Origin of the sequence: Photorhabdus stackebrandtii, from assembly GCF_011189495.1 — a bacterium.
Taxonomy (GTDB): domain Bacteria; phylum Pseudomonadota; class Gammaproteobacteria; order Enterobacterales; family Enterobacteriaceae; genus Photorhabdus; species Photorhabdus khanii.
Window position 1 is genome coordinate 164,165 of record NZ_PUJV01000003.1, and the last position, 20,003, is coordinate 184,167.

Genomic DNA, 20,003 nt, shown 5'->3' on the forward strand with positions numbered 1-20,003 from the left:
ATTAGCCTCCTCTACCCATGTGGAGATTAAATATAAATCTCATTGGAGTTTATAAATGGTAAACAAATATACTTATACTTCATCAAGATCCATGTCCGATGTCAGTGATATTATTAGTGAACCGTTAACTGCCTGGAAAAATCAGGCTGGCGGTCAAGTTTATAACGTTATTTTTAATGGTGGTGTTTATACCAATACCTATTGGGTTGAGCGTTGGCATGTTCCAGATCCCGATTCCACCGATGGAACACCGCACAATGCCTGGAAATATATCCGTCCAGCGACGGAAGAAGAAATAAAACAGCACGGTAATCCTACCGATGGAAGCATTAATCCAACCGAAGAGATTCCTTCACCGGTTTTACAGCCGGATGCCATTACAGTGGAAACTTATCAGCGGCCAGATGTTAATTTTAAGCCGGATGGTTCAGGTAACAATCTTTCCTACACTGCGGCTCGTGTTTGTCGTCCAATGTATAATGAATATGAAAGTGATAAATCCAGGCCTAAACTTTCTGCTTATATTACTGATTGGTGCCAATATGATGCCCGCTTAGATGGCAAAAATGAAGAGGCGGGTGATCGGGGAAGAGGATTTGATTTAAGCACTATCAATGTTACTGCTTATGATAAGTTAATATTCAGCTTTTTGGGTATTTACGGTGATACTGGTGTGAAAGGGAAGAAGATCAAAGAAGTTGCGGAGGGCTGGAATAGCCAGAGTGACATCAAAATTACTGAAGGTCATATTGTTCCTCTTGATCCCTATGGTGATTTGGGTACTGCCCGTAATGTGGGATTACCTAAGGAAAGTGCTAATACTGATATTAATTCAGGGACATTTTTGCCTTTTTATCAACAAAAGAAAGCATCGGGCTTATTAGGTGGATTACGCGAGTTACAGAAAACAGCGCGTCTAGCAGGCCATAAACTTGAATTGGCTTTTAGTATTGGTGGTTGGAGTATGTCCGGTTATTTCTCAGTGATGGCTGCTGATGTGGCACAGCGCCGCGTTTTTGTTGACAGTATTGTTGATTTTTTTGCGCGCTTTCCCATGTTCAGTTGTGTCGATATTGACTGGGAATATCCAGGAAGCGCTGGTGAGGTCGGTAATGTTATCAGTGAAAAAGATGGGGAACATTACGCTCTGTTAATCAAAGAATTACGTGAATCTCTGGATAGCAGATTTGGACGGGAGGCAAGAAAAGAGATTTCTATTGCCTGTAGTGGTGTAAAAGCGAAACTGAAAACATCTAATATTGCAGAGTTAGTTAAGAATGGCTTGGATAATATTTTCTTAATGAGTTATGACTATTTCGGTACCGGATGGGCGCCTTACATCGGGCATCATACTAATCTTTATTCGCCGACAGATCCTGATCCATCAAGTGAATCCGATTTATCCGCGGAAGTCGCTATCAATTATTTACATCAGGAGCTTGGCATACCTTTGGAGAAAATTCATTTAGGTTATGCTAACTATGGCCGTGCCGGCAAAGGAGCAAATCTTGAAACGCGCGAATATAATAAAGATGGCGATGCATTAGGAACAATGGAAAAAGGATCACCTGAATTCTTTGATATTGTTAATAATTATCTGGATACTGAACATACTCTTGCTACCGGGAAAAATAGCTTCGAGTTAATGACGGATACCAATGCTGATGCCGATTTCTTATATAGTGAAAAGGAAGGGCACTTTATCTCATTAGATACGCCGCGCACGGTGAAACAGAAAGCTGAATATGTAGCCAGGAATAAACTGGGGGGGATATTTTCCTGGTCAGGTGATCAGGATTGCGGCTTGTTGGCAAATGCCGCCAGAGAAGGGATGGGCTATGTTGCTAAATCCAACGATGAAACTATTGATATGGGGCCACTCTATAATCCGGGTAAGCCCTATTATTTAAAATCTGTTGGTGAAATGAAGAAAAACTCAGATTAACTTCCATCCTTATATAGAAAGGAGTATGAAACTTTTTACCTCTTAAAATGATAATATTCAGCCCGGTATTTTTAGGGCTGAATACCGTTCTTTTCTGTAAAACGCTGCCATTTACCGTTAAGCTGTCCGGTCGTATGTTTTAATCTATTCAGGCAGAAAAAGAGATAATGACAAATTCAGCTACTGAGTTAGTAACAATTTATGATCTTCACAGCCATACAACCATTTCGGATGGTTTACTTTCACCATCTGAATTGGTTGAACGGGCGGTAACCATGGGGGTCAATGTACTGGCAGTGACTGATCATGATACGACAGATGCTATTCCTCTGGCTCATGAATATATCCGCGAACATCATCTGCCCTTGAAACTAATACCCGGCGTTGAGATATCGACTCTGTGGGAAAATATGGAGATTCACATTGTGGGTCTGAATATAGATATTCAGGCAGCTGCAATGATTGAATTATTGGGTAAACAGGTTGAACTCAGGAGAGTGCGCGGAATTGAAATGGGCCGCAGGCTGGCAAAGGCAGGTATTCCCGATGCTTGGGCAGGCGCAAGTCAGTTAGCGGATGGTGGCCAGGTGACGCGGGGCCATTTTGCCCGCTACTTAATCGAAATTGGCAGAGAGCCGACGATTGCAAAAGTGTTTAAGAAGTATCTGGCAAAAGGAAAAACCGGATACGTGCCACCGCAATGGTGTACAATTGAACAAGCTATTGATGCCATTCATCAATCAGGCGGGCAGGCAGTGATTGCGCATCCGGGGCGATATGATTTATCTGCCAAATGGCTGAAACGTCTGATTGACTGGTTTAAGCAACATGGTGGTGATGCAATGGAGGTTGCACAGTGCCGGCAGGCACTTAACGAGCGGAAATATCTCGGTCAATTGTCACGGGAGTATGATTTGATGGCATCGTTAGGTTCTGATTTTCACCAGCCTTGTTCATGGATAGAGTTAGGGCGTAAATTGTGGTTACCCGGTGATGTGGTACCAATATGGCGCAACTGGTCACTGTAGGGGCTGCATAAAATTAAGAGGCAATTTATGAGCCAGTTTTTTTATATTCATCCTGATAATCCGCAACCACGCTTAATAGGGCAAAGTGTGGATGTGTTCAAAAAAGGTGGGGTCGTAGTTTACCCAACTGATTCCGGCTATGCGATTGGTTGCCATCTGGAAGATAAAGATTCGATGACCCGGATATGTCGTATTCGCCAGTTGGACAGTAATCATAATTTCACTTTGATGTGCAGGGACTTATCAGAGATATCAACCTATGCCTATGTTGATAATTCGGCTTTTCGTCTGATTAAGAATAATACGCCAGGCAACTACACATTTATTCTGCGTGCGACGAAAGAAGTGCCTCGTCGTTTGATGAATGATAAACGGAAAACAATTGGGCTACGTGTTCCATCTAATCCAATTGCGTTGGCCCTTTTGGCACAAGTGGGTGAACCACTGATGTCTACGAGTTTGATTCTGCCGGGGAATGATTTTGCTGAATCTGATCCAGAAGAAATTAAAGATAGTTTGGGGAAACGGGTTGATCTGATTATTCACGGTGGTTATTTAGGGCAGCAACCTACAACGGTAATTGATTTGACTGAAGATACGCCTGTTATAATACGTGAAGGTGCTGGGAATGTAACCCCATTCTTATAGGTTAAGCAAATAATCATTTTCAGTATTTATATAAAGCCAGTGTATTATACACTGGCTTTATATTTTTAATTTTTTGGTTGAATTGAAATTTTTATTATTCTTTCGAATTATTAATAGTAGCTAAATAAAATAAATCCATCACGTGTTTAATAATTAAGTTGCTTTTAATTACCCGATGATTAAATATTTTCCGCACCTAAGGTAGGTTTGCTAAAATACTATTAGGTATAAAACTTTAGGCTGGTTATTTGAAATAAATGGCAGTGTAGAGTTGTTCATACGTCATAAAGTTAAAGGATATTGAAAATGGCAGTTGTTAATTTCTCTGATGAACCAATTGATGTTCGTAATGTGAATACTTGGCCGAAATCGCCTGATAGAGATTTAATTGAATGTGGTCGTGATGCGTATGCTGAAAAATCAGTGCAGGAAGCACTGACCGGAAATCCTGATAAAGTAATAAAATTGAGCGAGTTAAATGATATTCTTGCTACTTGTGAACCTTTTGAATTCAAAGGAATAACGTTATATTCCAAAGATCCGGTGTTGGCCTTAATTAAGGCATTATCAGCTAAGAAAGCGTATTTGTTGGATGATTCATATCCCCCTGAACAATGGCAAAATGGAGGAGTTGAAAAGCATAGCCGCATTAAGGATTTTATTAAATCTCCTGGGATGTATATTAAAGGGATAGAGATGATCGATATGGGTCAGCTTTATCTCGGTAATTGTGGCTTTGTTAGCACTATTGGCGCAATCGTATCCCATCCTGAAGGGCATAATGTGTTATTTTCTGCTATTTATCCGCCAGTTTATAACCCAACGGGCGTTTATTCAGTCAGGATAATAAATCAGTCTACGATTGGTTATTTATTGATTGACGATGATCTCCCACGGGTTAGTTTTTCTGAGATGGAAGATAAAAATGAGTTTTGGTACTACCTTATTGAAAAGGCATTTTCAAAACTGCATGGAGGTTACCAGCATTTAGGTGGCGGTAATGAAATCTATTTTGGTATAGACTCTACGGCAAATATTTATATTAATCAGGATAATCAGAAGCGTCTCTGGAATGAGAAATTTATAGATATTTTTAAAATAAAACATCATGTGACTTATCAAGGAACTGGCTCATCTACTGATTTAGTATCAGGTCATGCTTATTTATTGCTTGATGCTCAACAATGGAATGGTATTAAATTAGTCCGATTGCATAATCCATGGAATGTCGTTAAATATACAGGCCCATATTCCCCTGGCTCTGCTGAATGGGAAAATATTCCAGAAGACGTTCAAAACGATATATTCCAGAATAATCGATTTGAAGGGACATCATTCTGGATGCCATATGATCTCTATGTTAAGAACTTGCCAAAAATTAGTGATATGTATTTAAGTGAAACAATTCCTGACTCCCTGAAAAGTATTGCTAATCCATCTCCAATTCAAGAGTGATGGGATTCTTATTTTACCAAGACTGATTTATAAATAACTAATATTCTAGTTTTGTATTAATGGCAAGTTAAATAAAAGTTTGATGAAACGTGGCCTGAGATTAATATCTGATGGCCACTTTTATTTTGGTTTCCGGTTGTGGCCGTAATATATCTGGATTTTTCCGATGAGTTTCGGGGGTGGGTGATAAGCGGGCATATTTATTAGAATCATTGATTCCAAAATTAGTGTAGAATGCCCGGCCACGGACTGGAGTGTATGACCTGTTTTCTAACACTCTATACTAAAAATTTTATTAAAATCAGTTTGTTATAATTTTTTCTATTATGGCACATTGATTAATTGTATAACACGACGCCTGTGAAGGCGACAGCAGAGGTTGCTCAATGAGCGGTAAGACACAAAAATCTGAAAAGTTACAGAAAATTCTCGCGCGTTCCGGCCACGGTTCCCGCCGCGAAGTAGAAGGTTATATCCAACAAGGGCGCGTCAGTGTTGACGGCAAGATTGCTACTTTAGGTGATCGCATTGAAGTTCAGCCCGCCACAAAAATCCGCCTTGATGGCCGGATATTAAATATCAAAGAACCACAAAAAGAAGTTTGTCGTGTTCTGGCTTATTACAAACCAGAAGGTGAACTTTGCACCCGCCATGATCCAGAAGGGCGGCCAACCGTTTTTGATCGTCTGCCTAAGCTACTGGGCTCCCGCTGGATAGCGGTCGGACGTTTGGATGTGAATACCTGTGGTTTGTTGCTGTTTACCACAGATGGTGAGTTGGCGAACCGTTTGATGCATCCAAGCCGGGAAGTTGAGCGCGAATATGCTGTTCGTGTTTTTGGTGAAGTTGATGATACTAAACTGAAACAACTGACTAAGGGGATTCAACTGGAAGATGGTCCGGCATCATTCTGCACTGTCGCGTTCAAAGGCGGTGAGGGGATGAACCAATGGTATAACGTCACGCTGACAGAAGGACGCAACCGTGAAGTTCGCCGTCTTTGGGAAGCAGTGGGGGTACAGGTGAGCCGCCTTATTCGTGTGCGTTATGGTGATATTGGCTTGCCAAAAGGTTTACCACGCGGCGGCTGGACAGAACTGGGCTTGGAGCAAACTAATTATTTGCGCCAATTAGTGGGTTTGAATGCAGAGATGGTCTCCAAAGTGGCGGTTGAACGTGATCAACGCCGTCTTAAAGCTAACCAAATCCGCCGTGCGGTTAAACGCCATACTCAGGGAACATCACGTCCAGCGGCAGGAAAGCGCCCGGGGAGCTCCCGCCAGAATGCGGGGCGCCCAACTGCCTCAAAAGGTCGCTAATTTCTCTTTCCAGGCTCTGTGGGCCTCGTGTAATACGGGGCCTTTTTTACCAGTCGATTCCTTTTTGTGCTTTAATGCCAGCATCAAAGGCATGTTTTACCGGGCGCATTTCTGTGACGGTATCGGCCATTTCCAATAATTCACGATGACAAGCGCGGCCAGTAATAATAACGGATTGGTGTTCTGGCCGGTGTTTCAGGGCGGTAATAATCTCTTCAAGAGGAAGATAGCCGTAACTCACCATATAAGTTAGTTCATCCAGTACGACCAGATCCAAATCGGGATCAGCCAGCATCTCCAGCGCATGGCGCCATACCTGATGGCAGGCTACGGTGTCGGTTTCCCGGCTTTGGGTTTCCCAGGTAAAACCTGTCGCCATAACATGGAAATTCACACCATGCTGTTCTAGCAAATTTTTCTCGCCATTCTCCCATTGACCTTTTATAAACTGGATAACCCCGGCACGTAACCCATGACCTACTGCACGGGTTACGGTGCCAAAAGCCGCGGTGGTTTTGCCTTTTCCATTGCCGGTAAAAACGATGAAAATTCCCCGCTCTAATTGGGCGGCTTCAATTCGGGAATCCACTTTTTCTTTCAGGCGTTGTTGCCTTTTTTGGTGCTGGTTATCATTGATTGTCATTATTCGGCTGGTCCTGCTTTGCGTCCGGGTTGTGCATCAAAACTGATGCCTGTTTTACGCAGACTGTCGCTGCCCATGAGATAAAGATACAGCGGCATAATATCCGCCGGTGTTTTCAGTTTAGCAGAATTTTCGTTAGGGAATGCGTTGGCACGCATATTTGTGCGTGTGCCGCCAGGGTTGACGCAATTAACGCGCAAAGAACTGTGTTTATATTCTTCCGCTAAAACCTGCATCATGCCTTCGGTTGCAAATTTAGAGGCGGAATAAGCCCCCCAACCACTGCGACCTTCACGGCCAACGCTTGAACTGGTAAAGATTAATGATCCGTGAGGTGATTTCAATAATAGTGGAAGCAATGCCTGAGTTAACATAAAGGTCGCATTGACATTGACTTGCATAACATCGTGCCATAACTGAACCGGCTGTTCTGCCATTGGTGCGACGGCGCCCAGTAATCCGGCGTTATGTAATACACCATCCAGACGTGGATAATGTTTCGTTAAATTGTCAGCAAATGTTTTACACTCTTCGGCTGTTATGGTGAGTAGATCCATGGTGTAAATAGCTACAGGGACGCCACCTGCTTGTTCTATCTCTTTTTTGACCGCTTCCAGTTTGTGCGTGGTTCGGCCAAGTAAGATCATTTGCGCTCCATAACGGGCATAAGTCAAAGCCACTTCACGACCAATTCCATCTCCAGCACCTGTAACCAGAATAATACGTTGCTGTAGGAGGTCATGTTTAGGTTGGTAATGTAACATTTGAAGATTTCCTGTTATTGATAGAGCGATTTGTTACTGTTGGAGGCAGTTCAGGCTATCAGAACAGAAATTGATATATTGAGTCAAATTTGTAAAGGCTGACTGCTCAGGAAGTAGATGGTGAAACATTACAGGCGTTAATATCTATTTTTAGTTAGAATGAAAAATATTGATTATCAGAAGACAAAGGTGGGTTTTGTGGAGTATTTATCTCTTTACGGGTTGTTTTTAGCCAAAGTGATAACGTTGGTATTAGCCGTTATCGTCCTGGCAATATTTGGTATTGGTGTGGGAATGCGGAAATCTTCGCCAAAAGGTGAGTTGAAACTGACAGATCTCGGTGAGTCATATCGGGATAAACAGCGTCAAATGCAGCGAGCCCGTATGACCGAAGCCGAAAGAAAAATCTGGCACAAAGAGTTTAATAAACAGCAAAAGCGAGAATCCAAGCAGAAGAAGAGTGAAGCTAAGACAGGGCAGAAAGGATTACAGAAACCTTGTCTCTATGTGCTGGATTTTAAAGGCAGTATGGATGCACATGAAGTGGATTCATTACGTGAAGAGATTAGCGCGGTTCTGGCAGTGGCAGATGCAAAAGATGAAGTCTTGCTGCGTCTTGAAAGCCCCGGTGGAATGGTTCATGGTTACGGACTTGCCGCTTCTCAGCTTGCCCGTCTGCGTCAGAAAGGTGTCCGCCTGACGGTCGTCGTAGATAAAGTGGCCGCCAGTGGTGGTTATATGATGGCTTGTGTTGCTGATCGGATTGTTGCCGCGCCATTTGCTATTATTGGCTCTATTGGGGTGGTTGCTCAGATCCCAAATATTCATAAGTTATTGAAGAAAAATGATATTGATGTAGAACTGCATACAGCTGGTGAATATAAACGCACATTGACTTTTTTAGGGGAAAATACAGAACAGGGCCGGAAAAAATTCCAAGAAGATCTCAATCAGACTCATGAATTGTTCAAAGCGTTTATTCATACACATCGTCCATTGCTTGATACGGAAAGTGTCGCTACAGGCGAATATTGGTATGGCACACAGGCGAAAGAAAAAGGGTTGATTGACGAAATTGGTGTTAGTGATGATCTGTTAATTACTCAAATAGATCATTGTGAAGTTATTGGTGTTAATTACACACGTCGTAAACGCATGGTGGAGCGTTTCACTGGCAGCGCAATGGAAAGCATTGATAAATTGTTATTACGCTGGTGGCAGAGAGGAGAAAAGCCTTTGTTTTGATTAAAATACCACGGCTTTGAATGAATAATCTTGGCGTACCCGAAACAGCGTTCTTTTCTTAACGCTTAGGGGCGCCTTGATATCGTGTCTGTTAACAGCCCGGCTGATACGCTGATTGAAACCGTGCCGTGCTCATTTCCTGTTTATCGTCAAGATATTATTCCCCTGAAAAACCAGATATTTTGTCCCTGTTAAAACATTACAGGTGTTACATAATTTGCTTTACATACCACTTCACCTGTGTGATGCGAATCAGAATTTTCTACACTAATAATTGGTACTCTGGCTTCGTGTTTATATGTTCTATCTGGCTGATTTCCAAACAAGTATAAGTCACTTTTGCACCGCGTCATTGGCGCATTTAAACGCATTATATAATTCCCAAAAAATGGCGATTTATTAATAATATTCCTAAGGAAATAAAGTATTATGGCTATTTCGCAGTACGATATTCATACCCGTCATGCTGTCATCTCTGTTACTGATACTGGCGGTAACGGGTTACCGGTACTTCTTATACATGGTAATTCAAGCTGTAAAGATATTTTTCGCCATCAAGTGAGCTGTTTTGGTGATGAATACCGTATTTTGACTATTGATTTACCAGGGCATGGTGCTTCATCAAACGCAATGGATCCTCGTCGGACTTATTCGATACCTGGCTATGCTCTCTGCATTATTGAAGTGCTGGAAAAATTAGGCATCGATAAAGTTGCTGTTTTTGGATGGTCACTGGGTGGTCATATCGGGTTGGAAATGATCCCGCGATTCCCTGGAATTGTTGGATTGATGATTTGTGGCACGCCTCCGGTGAGCCCAGGCGCAGAGAATGTCAGCCTTGGATTTAAGCCAAGCCGGTTCATGGCGATATCGGGTAAGGCTTCGCTGACTGAGGCGGAAATTACAGATTATACTTTGGCGTTGTATGGAAAAAGTGCGCTTTGTGAACCATTTCTTAGAGCCGCAGTTGCGCGGACTGATGGTTTAGCTCGGCAATATATGTCAGAGGCATCCATTTCACCAGATGTTATGGATCAACGGTTGTTGGTTGAAACAAACCCAACTCCTCTGGCGATTATCAATGGCGCGGAAGATTTATTTGTTAATATTGATTATATCAATGGAATAACCTACAAAAATCTTTGGACTGGCCGTGTTTATAATTTGACCAATCTTGGGCATGGACCATTCTGGGAAGCGCCGGAGAGGTTTAATGTCATGATGGCGGGTTTTTTCTCCGATCTTCCCTTGAAGATTAAATAATATTCAAAGTTTATAGTACAAAGTGTCTTATATGCCCGGCAGATATATTTTTAGATGATTTTTATATATCTGTCTATCCGTTTCGTTGCCCTATAAATTTTTGTTACTCATTTTCACCCAGAAAAAATTCACCACGGAATACCAATACATCCCCTTTTTGTACTACATCGTCTACCTGCATACCCTGAATAAAATCCTCATGTTGGCGGATAATACGGTTGGCTTTTTCTAATAATTGTTCACGTTTAATCGGTGTCGCTCCCTTTCGCATTTCTCGGCCTTTATCAAAAATAATTTGTTGCGCATCATTTTTTATCAGGTAGAGTGTGAACTTTTCGTCATGCAGATGGAAGATTTTGTTTACGATTCGCTTCATTTATTTGCATAGCTCATGGGCGGTATCTAAAATACCTTAAATAATTCAACAGGTTTCGCTTTCGGACAGATCATCTGAATAAAAATAAGTTGATATATTGAGAATCTATCGCAATATAAAAAGAGGTTTTAAATACCGTGATATGGACGCTGTGAATTCCGCCATCTGAAAAGATAATTAGGTAAAGATAACTATGGGTAAAGCTCTTGTAATAGTGGAGTCCCCGGCAAAGGCCAAAACAATCAATAAATATTTGGGGAGTGACTACGTGGTGAAATCCAGCGTGGGTCATATCCGTGATTTGCCGACCAGCGGTTCAGCCAGCAAAAAGAGCTCGAGCTCATCTACCGATAAGTCTAAGAAGAAGGTCAAAAAAGATGAGAAAGCCGCATTAGTCAGCCGTATGGGGGTTGACCCATACCGCGGCTGGGAAGCTGATTATCAGATTTTGCCTGGCAAAGAGAAGGTCGTCGCAGAGCTGAAATCACTGGCTGAAAAAGTAGATCATGTTTATCTCGCAACGGATCTTGACCGTGAAGGAGAAGCCATTGCATGGCACTTGCGGGAGGTGATTGGTGGTGACAGTGATCGTTTTAGCCGGGTTGTTTTTAATGAAATTACTAAAAACGCCATCAAACAGGCGTTTGATAATCCGGGTGAATTGAATATTGACCGGATAAATGCGCAACAAGCCCGTCGTTTTATGGATAGGGTTGTGGGTTATATGGTTTCTCCGCTACTGTGGAAAAAGGTTGCCAGAGGGCTTTCTGCTGGTCGCGTGCAATCTGTGGCGGTACGCCTTGTTGTAGAAAGAGAACGCGAAATTAAAGCGTTTGTACCGGTAGAATATTGGCAGTTACACGCTGATTTACTGGCGAAAGGTGAAATTTCACTGCATATGGAAGTGACTCATAAGCAGGGTAAGCCGTTTAAGCCGGTTAATAGTGAGCAAACTCAGGCTGCCATATCGTTACTGGAAAAAGCCCGTTACAAAGTTATTGATCGTGAAGATCGCCCAACATCCAGTAAACCGGGTGCACCGTTTATCACCTCCACATTGCAGCAGGCCGCCAGCACGCGTTTAAGTTTTGGTGTTAAAAAGACCATGATGATGGCCCAGCGTTTGTATGAGGCGGGGTATATCACCTATATGCGTACTGACTCAACCAACCTGAGTCAGGATGCGCTGGATATGGTTCGTGGTTATATCGGTGATAATTTTGGTGATAAATACCTGCCGAAAACAGCAAATACTTACAGCAGTAAAGAGAATTCACAGGAAGCGCACGAAGCAATTCGTCCTTCCAGCGTTGATGTCATGGCTGAACAGCTGAAAGACATGGATGCGGATGCGCAAAAACTGTATCAGCTTATCTGGCGTCAGTTTGTTGCTTGTCAAATGACACCGGCACAATACGATTCCACAACTCTGGCGGTACAGGCGGGTGATTTTGAGTTGCGCGCCAAAGGCCGTACATTGCGTTTTGATGGCTGGACAAAAGTGATGCCTGCATTGCGCAAGGGGGATGAAGACCACTCTTTGCCTGTTGTTAACATTGGTACTGAACTTGACTTGCAACAACTGCTCCCAAGCCAGCACTTTACTAAGCCGCCAGCACGTTACAGCGAGGCATCCTTGGTTAAGGAATTGGAAAAACGCAGTATTGGTCGCCCGTCTACCTACGCTTCCATTATTTCCACGATTCAGGATCGTGGCTATGTTCGGGTGGAGAGCCGTCGTTTCTATTCAGAGAAAATGGGGGAAATTGTAACTGATCGGCTGGAAGAGAATTTCAACGGGCTGATGAGTTATGATTTTACCGCGCAAATGGAAGATCAGCTCGATCAGGTTGCAAGTAATAAAGCTGAATGGAAAGGGGTTTTAGATGAATTTTTCACTGATTTCAGTGAACAGCTTGATGTCGCCAATAAAGACCCGGAAGATGGTGGGATGCGACCCAACCCGATGGTGATTACTTCCATTGAGTGTCCGACATGCAATCGTCCTATGGGTATCCGCACGGCAACCACTGGTGTTTTCCTAGGTTGTTCCGGTTATGCGTTATCACCTAAAGAGCGTTGCAAGCAGACGATCAACCTTATCCCTGAAAATGAAATTCTTAACATTTTGGAAGGGGATGATGCGGAAACAAACGCATTACGTGCTCGTCGTCGTTGTAAAAAATGCGGTACAGCGATGGACAGTTATCTTATCGATAATCAGCGTAAATTACATGTTTGTGGTAATAATCCTGCTTGTGATGGCTACGAAGTGGAAGAGGGCGAGTTTCGCATTAAGGGATATGATGGCCCTGTTATCGAGTGTGACAAATGTGGCGCTGAAATGCACCTGAAAATGGGGCGTTTTGGTAAATACATGGGCTGTACCAATGAAACGTGTAAAAATACCCGCAAGATCCTGCGTAGCGGAGAAGTCGCTCCACCAAAAGAAGATCCGGTTCCGTTACCTGAGCTTCCTTGTGAAAAGTCTGATGCGTATTTTGTATTGCGTGATGGTGCTGCTGGCGTCTTTTTAGCCGCGAATACTTTTCCTAAATCAAGGGAAACCAGAGCTCCATTGGTAGAAGAGTTGGCTCGTTTTAAAGACCGCTTGCCGGAAAAACTACGCTATCTGGCTGATGCGCCTGTGGCAGATGCTGAAGGTAATAGAACCGTTATCCGTTTTAGTCGTAAAACTAAACAGCAATATGCTGCTTCAGAGAAAAATGGCAAGGCAACGGGGTGGAGTGTGTTTTATGTTGATGGAAAATGGGTTGAGAAAGATAAACAGTAATAATTTTTAGGAGAATTAACACTCTCTTTTTCTCAAAAAAGAAGTTGTTTTTTTCTATTAAGCCAACCTTATAGGTTGGCTTTTTTCATCTATCAACAGAATTTTAAAATATATGAATTAGAATGCAGCTATAACCTTCGTTATGATTTTTCAATTATTCGTTATATAAATATATAATCGTGTTATAGTGGTTATATGCGATAACAATATTATTTCTATTAGTTATAATAAATAGCAAACGGCAATATCAGGCCAGGTTTTAAGTCATAATCGTTCACTGCGTTTATTTTGGGATGGTGCTTATATGAAATTGCAGCAACTTCGTTATATCGTAGAGGTGGTAAACCACAACCTTAATGTTTCATCTACGGCGGAAGGATTGTATACATCTCAGCCAGGGATCAGTAAACAAGTCAGGATGCTTGAAGATGAATTAGGTATTCAGATTTTTTCCCGTAGTGGTAAACATCTAACACATGTTACTCCCGCAGGTGAAGAGGTTGTCCGAATTTCTCGTGAAGTATTGTCTAAAATTGATGCAATACGGTCAGTTGCCAGTGAACATACTTATCCGAATCGTGGTTCGCTATATATCGCCACTACCCATACACAGGCCCGTTATGCATTACCTCCTGTGATTAAGGGATTTATTGAGCGTTATCCGCAGGTCTCTTTGCATATGCACCAGGGGTCGCCAACGCAAATTGCTGAAGCTGTGAGTAAAGGTAATGCTGATTTTGCTATTGCTACTGAGGCGCTGCATTTATACGAAGATCTGATAATGTTGCCTTGCTACCATTGGAACAGAACGTTAGTGGTGGCACAGGATCATCCGTTGGCGAGTAAAGAGAATGTTTCAATTGAAGAATTAGCTGAATATCAACTGGTCACTTATACCTTCGGTTTTACTGGTCGTTCTGAATTAGATGTTGCATTCGATAAAGTGGGTTTAAAACCTAAAATTGTTTTCACTGCCACTGATGCTGATGTCATTAAAACTTATGTCCGGTTGGGGTTGGGTGTTGGGGTTATTGCCAGCATGGCGGTTGATCCGGTGCAGGATAAAGATCTTATTTGCATTGATATGCGAGATAAATTCAGTTACAGCACAACTAAGATTGGTTTTCGGCGCAGTAGTTTCTTGCGCAGCTATATGTATGATTTTATGTGGCGGTTTGCACCTCACCTGACGCGTGATGTTATTGATCAGGCGGTTGCTTTGCGCTCAAATGAAGATATCGAAATCATGTTCAAAGATATCAAATTGCCAATCATATAATAAAATAATAAGGGAGATAATAATGCCCATTATCTCCCAGATTTTACTTATCAGGTTGGATCAAACTCACCACTGAAGAAATCATCGGAATCTTCTATTGATATTTTTCTGTGCTTATTAATGAAATCATCAAAACTAGCCTTAATATCAGGATGTTCGAGCGCTTCGTAGTCTAAGACCGATATTAAGGATGAGTATTCAAAATCAATATTAACATTCTCATTAGAAGCACAACTTGATAAAAAGTTTGAATTATTACTATCGAAATTAATTCGATAAAGTTTCAGCTTCGGAATATATACTGTCTTTTCTCCGACAACTAAGGTATCTATGGCAACTGTCAGTGTAATGGTAGAATAAAAACCTTTATTTTTCCGTATGCCTAAACGAATCGTTTCGCCTTGTTTGGTAAGAAAGTCAGCGAAATTTGCCAGCATATCAGTATTTTCGAATACAACAACATTCATAATAAAATGAAGAAAACTTTTTGAGATGCTTAGACCAGTCAATGAATCTGTGTAGTTTTTGGATTCGACTTTGCTGGTACCCATTAAAGGAAGTTTGTTGACAACTTGAGTCCAGAATGCCATATCTGTCTTGTATTTCTCTCCATGCTTTTCTGCATGTTTATTGACATAATTAGTCGCGATGGAGGAAAGTGCAATTAATGTTTGACTTAAACTATTCGTTTTTTCCTGAACATCTTTTTGATCAGATAATTGTGTTGCGACAATGAACTGAACTAAGCCATCTTTTTCTTTGTATGTATTTGTATTTTCTATATTAAAATAAGTTCCATCGATATGGAAGAACTTATTGGCTTCATTGATTTTCTCTATATGATCCTGGTGATTTATAATTGAGTTTCTTATATCCATAATTTTTTCCTTATTCTTTTAATTAATAATTAAAGTCCAATTTAATTGTTGGCGAACTAATTCTAGCTGATTGTCATTCAATTGTTTACCAGATTAAATCATCAAAATTTATTATAGAAATTCCGATGGACAATCTGAATTGACAAATTGTGTGGTAATAAAAAACAATTGTTTGTTTATATGTTATGTTGAACTTGTGTCATTATCATAAGATGGCATCTGAGTGATGCCAGCATAATAAGAAGGAGGAGTTATGTCGTTTGATTTGAAAAAGGTTTGTGTTTCAACACTTTCCGCTGCAAGTAAAGAGTATGATTATTACAGCTTACCACGGGTTGCTAAACATTTAGGTGATATTTCCCGCTTGCCTAAGTCAATGAAAGTTCTTCTGGAAAATCTCCTGCGCAATATTGATGGCAACTCTGTTGTTGATGACGATTTAAAAGCGATTGTTGATTGGCAAAATAGCGGTCATGCAGACCGGGAAATTGCTTACCGCCCGGCTCGTGTATTAATGCAGGATTTTACCGGTGTGCCTGCCGTCGTTGATTTAGCGGCTATGAGGGATGCAGTTCAGCGCCTTGGTGGCGATGTTGAACAGGTTAATCCATTGTCACCTGTTGATCTGGTTATTGACCATTCAGTCATGGTGGATAAATTTGGCACGGAAAACGCTTTTGAACAAAATGTTCAATTAGAAATGGAACGTAACTATGAACGTTACCTGTTTTTGCGTTGGGGACAACAAGCATTTAACCGTTTTCGCGTAGTACCACCAGGAACCGGGATTTGCCATCAGGTCAACCTGGAATATCTGGGCAAAACGGTTTGGCATGAAACGCATAACGGGCGGGAATTGGCTTATCCTGATACCTTAGTTGGTACTGATTCTCACACCACAATGATCAATGGCCTTGGTATTCTGGGATGGGGAGTTGGTGGTATCGAAGCGGAAGCGGCTATGTTAGGACAACCTGTTTCCATGCTTATTCCTGATGTGGTGGGTTTTAAACTCACTGGAAAGTTACGCGAAGGGATGACTGCGACAGATCTTGTGTTGACAGTGACACAGATGCTGCGTAAACACGGTGTGGTTGGGAAATTTGTTGAGTTTTATGGTGATGGGTTAGCTGATTTGCCATTGGCAGACAGAGCAACCATTGCCAATATGTCACCGGAATATGGTGCAACGTGTGGTTTCTTCCCGGTGGATGATATTACACTGAGTTATATGCGGTTAACAGGGCGTACAGAACAGCAGATTGCTCTGGTTGAAACATATTGTAAGATCCAAGGGCTATGGCGAAATCCGGGTGATGAACCGGTATTTACCAACAGTCTGGAACTGGATATGTCTACGGTGGAAGCGAGCCTCGCCGGGCCGAAACGTCCACAGGACAGAGTTGCTTTAGAGCGAGTACCACAGGCATTTCAGTTAGCCATTGAGCTGGAGATGAATAAAGCACAAGGAAAAGTCGCCTCAGCCTCCGTTAATCTGGATAACCAAACGTATGAGTTAGAAGATGGTGCGGTTGTCATTGCTGCGATTACTTCCTGTACTAATACATCTAACCCCAGTGTGATGATGGCTGCAGGTTTACTGGCGAAAAAAGCGGTCGAGAAAGGGCTTAAACGTCAGCCATGGGTAAAAACCTCACTGGCACCTGGCTCAAAAGTGGTGACGGATTATCTTGAGATTGCTGGTTTTACGCCATATCTGGAGAAACTGGGCTTCAATCTGGTGGGCTACGGCTGTACAACTTGCATTGGTAACTCCGGGCCGTTGCCTGAATCTATTGAAATTGCAATTAAGCAAGCTGATCTTACCGTCGGTGCGGTCTTGTCTGGTAACCGGAACTTTGAAGGTCGGATCCATCCGCTGATAAAGACTAACTGGCTGGCATCACCCCCATTAATTGTGGCGTATGCTTTATCCGGCAGTATGAAAAAGGATCTGACTAAAGATCCTATTGGTCAGGATCAGCAAGGCAATGATGTCTATTTGAAAGACATATGGCCAGACAGCAAAGAAATTGCTGAATCGGTTGATAAAGTTAAGGTTGGCATGTTCCACAAAGAGTACGCCGAAGTATTTGATGGTGATGAGACATGGCAATCGCTGGATGTTGTCAGTTCTGCAACTTATGACTTCCTGCCTGATTCTACTTACATTCGCCACCCGCCATTCTTTAGTGAAATGACAGCAGAGCCGGAGGCTATAACGGATATTCACGGTGCGAATATATTGGTTATTCTTGGTGATTCTGTCACCACAGACCATATTTCCCCCGCGGGAAATATCAAAGCTGACAGTCCGGCAGGGCGTTATCTTCAGGAGCATGGCGTTGATCCTAAAGATTTTAACTCTTATGGATCAAGGCGTGGTAACCATGAAGTGATGATGCGCGGAACGTTCGCCAATATTCGTATTCGTAATGAGATGATTGCGGGTGTAGAAGGGGGATATACCCGCCATATTCCATCACAGACACAATTAGCGATTTATGATGCGGCTATGCGTTATCAGGAAGAAAAAACACCATTGGCTGTTATTGCCGGCAAAGAATATGGTTCTGGTTCAAGCCGCGATTGGGCAGCGAAAGGAACCCGGTTATTGGGGGTTCGGGTGGTGATTGCTGAATCATTTGAACGTATTCACCGTTCTAACCTGATTGGTATGGGCGTATTACCACTGGAATTCCCTCAGGGCGTAAACCGTAAAACGCTAAATCTGAAAGGTGATGAGACGATTGATATTGCTGGGATGAATAACCTCAAGCCTGGTCAGATCGTACCGGTAAAAATGACTTATGCTGATGGGTGCAAAGTGGTCGTTGAGGCTCGGTGTCGTATTGATACCGGAACTGAACTGGATTATTTCCATCACGGCGGTATTTTGCATTATGTCATCCGCCATATGTTGAAATAATTTTTACATCACATAAAGATGGCGCCAATCTTGGCGCCATCTTTGCCAGCTAAAATAAGTAGAAATTAAGGCTTGTCGGCGAATAAATGACCCATTTTTCTGGCTTTGGTATCCAGATAATAAGCATTTTTAGCATTGCGGCCGGTAATTAACGGAACCCGCTCCACAATGTTAATACCTGCTTCGGTCATAATTTCCACTTTTTTAGGATTGTTTGTCAGCAGACGAATAGCATGAACGCCCAGCAATTTATACATGTCTGCACATAAGGTGAAATCACGTTCATCGGCGGCAAAACCTAACTGATGATTAGCTTCTACCGTATCGGCACCCTTATCCTGTAATGCATAAGCACGAATTTTATTTAATAGACCAATATTACGGCCTTCTTGCCGGTGGTAAAGCAATACCCCCCGTCCTTCCTTAGCAATTTGAGACAGCGCCGCTTCAAGTTGAAAGCCGCAGTCACAACGCAGGCTAAACAGGGCATCACCCGTCAGACATTCTGAATGGATCCTGGAGAGAACAGGTTCATTATCAGAAATAGTGCCATATACCAATGCGACATGATCTTGACCTGTAGCGATTTCTTCAAAGCCGATCATTAAAAAGTCGCCCCAAGGGGTAGGTAATTTAGCCTCAGCTATCTGTTTTAATTGCATCTTATTGTTCATATGTCGATTCAGACTCGTTATAAGAATGGATTGTAAAAAAATAATACCGGTCTGGGAAATCAGCTGAAACTGCACAAGAAATTTTCTCTGATTATAACACGCATGTATTCTGCCATATTTATCGCCAATTATCTGTGAAAAATCTTCAAATAATCGTATATAAGTAATAGGCGTAACATCAACATGTTAAGCTATAGATGGATTTTTAAAATGTATAGTAAGAATAATTTGGTATCGGATATGAATCAATTTATCAGACCTATAGTTATAGCGACTGTGATTTTATCGCTGCCACCTGTTGCAGCGTTGCTTTTGACAGGGCAAGGTATAAAGGTTTTGATTAAAAATACCACTAAAGATCCCTGCCCCTATGTTGTTTGGTTAGAAAAAAAATTATCGGGTGCCAACAGATGAGTTTTATCAATATCAGCGAAAACAGCGGGCCAAATTATTGGAACAGTATTTGAAAGCTGATGACCGTATTCCACAATGGCAACTTACTCACTGGAAAAGTGAAACGGGGTATGCCTTTCCTTCCGGGCATACCCTATTTGCTGCAAGTTGGGCACTGCTTTTAGTGGGGGTATTATGGTCGCGTCGTTGCTCTATTTTATCCACAATAGTGACGGCATGGGCGACGAGTGTTTTGATCAGCAAAATGGCATTAGGTATGCACTAGCCGCAGGATCTTATCGTATCTACGTTAATTAGTGCAGTGTTGGCGATGGTTATTTGTTGTCTCATAGAAAAATGGCGGTTGATT

Annotated in this window: 16 protein-coding genes and 1 pseudogene; 12 read left to right on the forward strand and 5 right to left on the reverse strand. The window is 42.1% G+C overall.

The window, feature by feature from the left end; translation table 11 throughout:
- Positions 1-55: 55 nt before the first annotated feature.
- The 5 genes from C5470_RS03860 (at position 56) to rluB (ending at position 6,395) form a co-directional block, all read left to right on the forward strand.
- A complete protein-coding gene (locus C5470_RS03860) occupies positions 56-1,945 on the forward strand; it encodes a glycoside hydrolase family 18 protein (protein WP_166286096.1) in 1,890 nt (629 codons plus the stop codon).
- A gap of 167 nt (positions 1,946-2,112) precedes the next feature.
- Positions 2,113-2,973, forward strand: a complete 861-nt coding sequence (gene rnm / locus C5470_RS03865; protein WP_166286098.1) for an RNase RNM — start codon at positions 2,113-2,115, stop codon at positions 2,971-2,973.
- Between the two features lie 27 nt (positions 2,974-3,000).
- Entirely contained in the window at positions 3,001-3,621 is a 621-nt protein-coding gene (locus C5470_RS03870; protein WP_166286100.1) for an L-threonylcarbamoyladenylate synthase, read from the forward strand.
- Between the two features lie 306 nt (positions 3,622-3,927).
- A complete protein-coding gene (locus C5470_RS03875) occupies positions 3,928-5,076 on the forward strand; it encodes a C2 family cysteine protease (RefSeq protein WP_242687804.1) in 1,149 nt (382 codons plus the stop codon).
- A 386-nt stretch (positions 5,077-5,462) separates the two neighbouring features.
- Entirely contained in the window at positions 5,463-6,395 is a 933-nt protein-coding gene (rluB, locus tag C5470_RS03880; RefSeq protein ID WP_166286104.1) for a 23S rRNA pseudouridine(2605) synthase RluB, read from the forward strand.
- Positions 6,396-6,441: 46 nt separating this feature from the next.
- Here rluB and cobO read toward each other — a convergent pair whose 3' ends face one another.
- Together cobO and C5470_RS03890 are read right to left on the reverse strand one after the other, a co-directional pair.
- Positions 6,442-7,038 (reverse strand): cob(I)yrinic acid a,c-diamide adenosyltransferase, encoded by a 597-nt coding sequence (gene cobO / locus C5470_RS03885; protein ID WP_166286106.1) that lies wholly within the window; start codon positions 7,036-7,038, stop codon positions 6,442-6,444.
- Complete coding sequence (locus C5470_RS03890) at positions 7,038-7,802, reverse strand: YciK family oxidoreductase (RefSeq protein ID WP_166286108.1); 765 nt, start codon at positions 7,800-7,802, stop codon at positions 7,038-7,040. The genes cobO and C5470_RS03890 overlap by 1 nt, the downstream gene beginning before the upstream one ends.
- 198 nt (positions 7,803-8,000) lie before the next feature.
- On the opposite strand from C5470_RS03890, the gene sohB reads away from it, so the two are divergent.
- Both sohB and C5470_RS03900 read left to right on the forward strand, forming a co-directional pair.
- The gene (gene sohB / locus C5470_RS03895; RefSeq protein WP_166286110.1) at positions 8,001-9,047 is read left to right on the forward strand and encodes a protease SohB; all 1,047 of its coding nucleotides are present in this window, start codon (positions 8,001-8,003) and stop codon (positions 9,045-9,047) included.
- Positions 9,048-9,476: 429 nt separating this feature from the next.
- Positions 9,477-10,310, forward strand: coding sequence for an alpha/beta fold hydrolase (locus C5470_RS03900; protein ID WP_166286112.1), 834 nt, complete (start codon positions 9,477-9,479; stop codon positions 10,308-10,310).
- A gap of 109 nt (positions 10,311-10,419) precedes the next feature.
- On the opposite strand, the pseudogene C5470_RS03905 reads toward C5470_RS03900, so the two are convergent.
- Positions 10,420-10,581: pseudogene (locus C5470_RS03905) on the reverse strand (DUF2498 family protein); the annotation flags it as partial.
- Positions 10,582-10,879: 298 nt separating this feature from the next.
- Between C5470_RS03905 and topA the strand changes: the two are divergent.
- Both topA and cysB read left to right on the forward strand, forming a co-directional pair.
- Positions 10,880-13,480, forward strand: a complete 2,601-nt coding sequence (gene topA, locus C5470_RS03910) for a type I DNA topoisomerase (protein WP_166286114.1) — start codon at positions 10,880-10,882, stop codon at positions 13,478-13,480.
- Between the two features lie 304 nt (positions 13,481-13,784).
- Entirely contained in the window at positions 13,785-14,759 is a 975-nt protein-coding gene (gene cysB / locus C5470_RS03915; protein WP_166286116.1) for an HTH-type transcriptional regulator CysB, read from the forward strand.
- A gap of 50 nt (positions 14,760-14,809) precedes the next feature.
- Here cysB and C5470_RS03920 read toward each other — a convergent pair whose 3' ends face one another.
- Complete coding sequence (locus C5470_RS03920) at positions 14,810-15,637, reverse strand: hypothetical protein (RefSeq protein ID WP_166286118.1); 828 nt, start codon at positions 15,635-15,637, stop codon at positions 14,810-14,812.
- A gap of 253 nt (positions 15,638-15,890) precedes the next feature.
- Here C5470_RS03920 and acnA point away from each other — a divergent pair, with 253 nt between their 5' ends.
- Positions 15,891-18,566 (forward strand): aconitate hydratase AcnA, encoded by a 2,676-nt coding sequence (acnA, locus tag C5470_RS03925; RefSeq protein ID WP_166286120.1) that lies wholly within the window; start codon positions 15,891-15,893, stop codon positions 18,564-18,566.
- A gap of 65 nt (positions 18,567-18,631) precedes the next feature.
- Here acnA and ribA read toward each other — a convergent pair whose 3' ends face one another.
- Complete coding sequence (gene ribA / locus C5470_RS03930; protein ID WP_166286122.1) at positions 18,632-19,228, reverse strand: GTP cyclohydrolase II; 597 nt, start codon at positions 19,226-19,228, stop codon at positions 18,632-18,634.
- Between the two features lie 195 nt (positions 19,229-19,423).
- Here ribA and C5470_RS03935 point away from each other — a divergent pair, with 195 nt between their 5' ends.
- Positions 19,424-19,654 carry a hypothetical protein gene (locus C5470_RS03935; RefSeq protein WP_166286124.1) on the forward strand — a complete coding sequence of 77 codons (231 nt, stop codon included), beginning with the start codon at positions 19,424-19,426 and terminating at the stop codon, positions 19,652-19,654.
- Positions 19,655-19,703: 49 nt separating this feature from the next.
- On the forward strand, positions 19,704-19,919 hold the full coding sequence (locus C5470_RS03940; RefSeq protein WP_207626875.1) for a phosphatase PAP2 family protein: 216 nt from the start codon (positions 19,704-19,706) through the stop codon (positions 19,917-19,919).
- Positions 19,920-20,003: the final 84 nt, after the last annotated feature.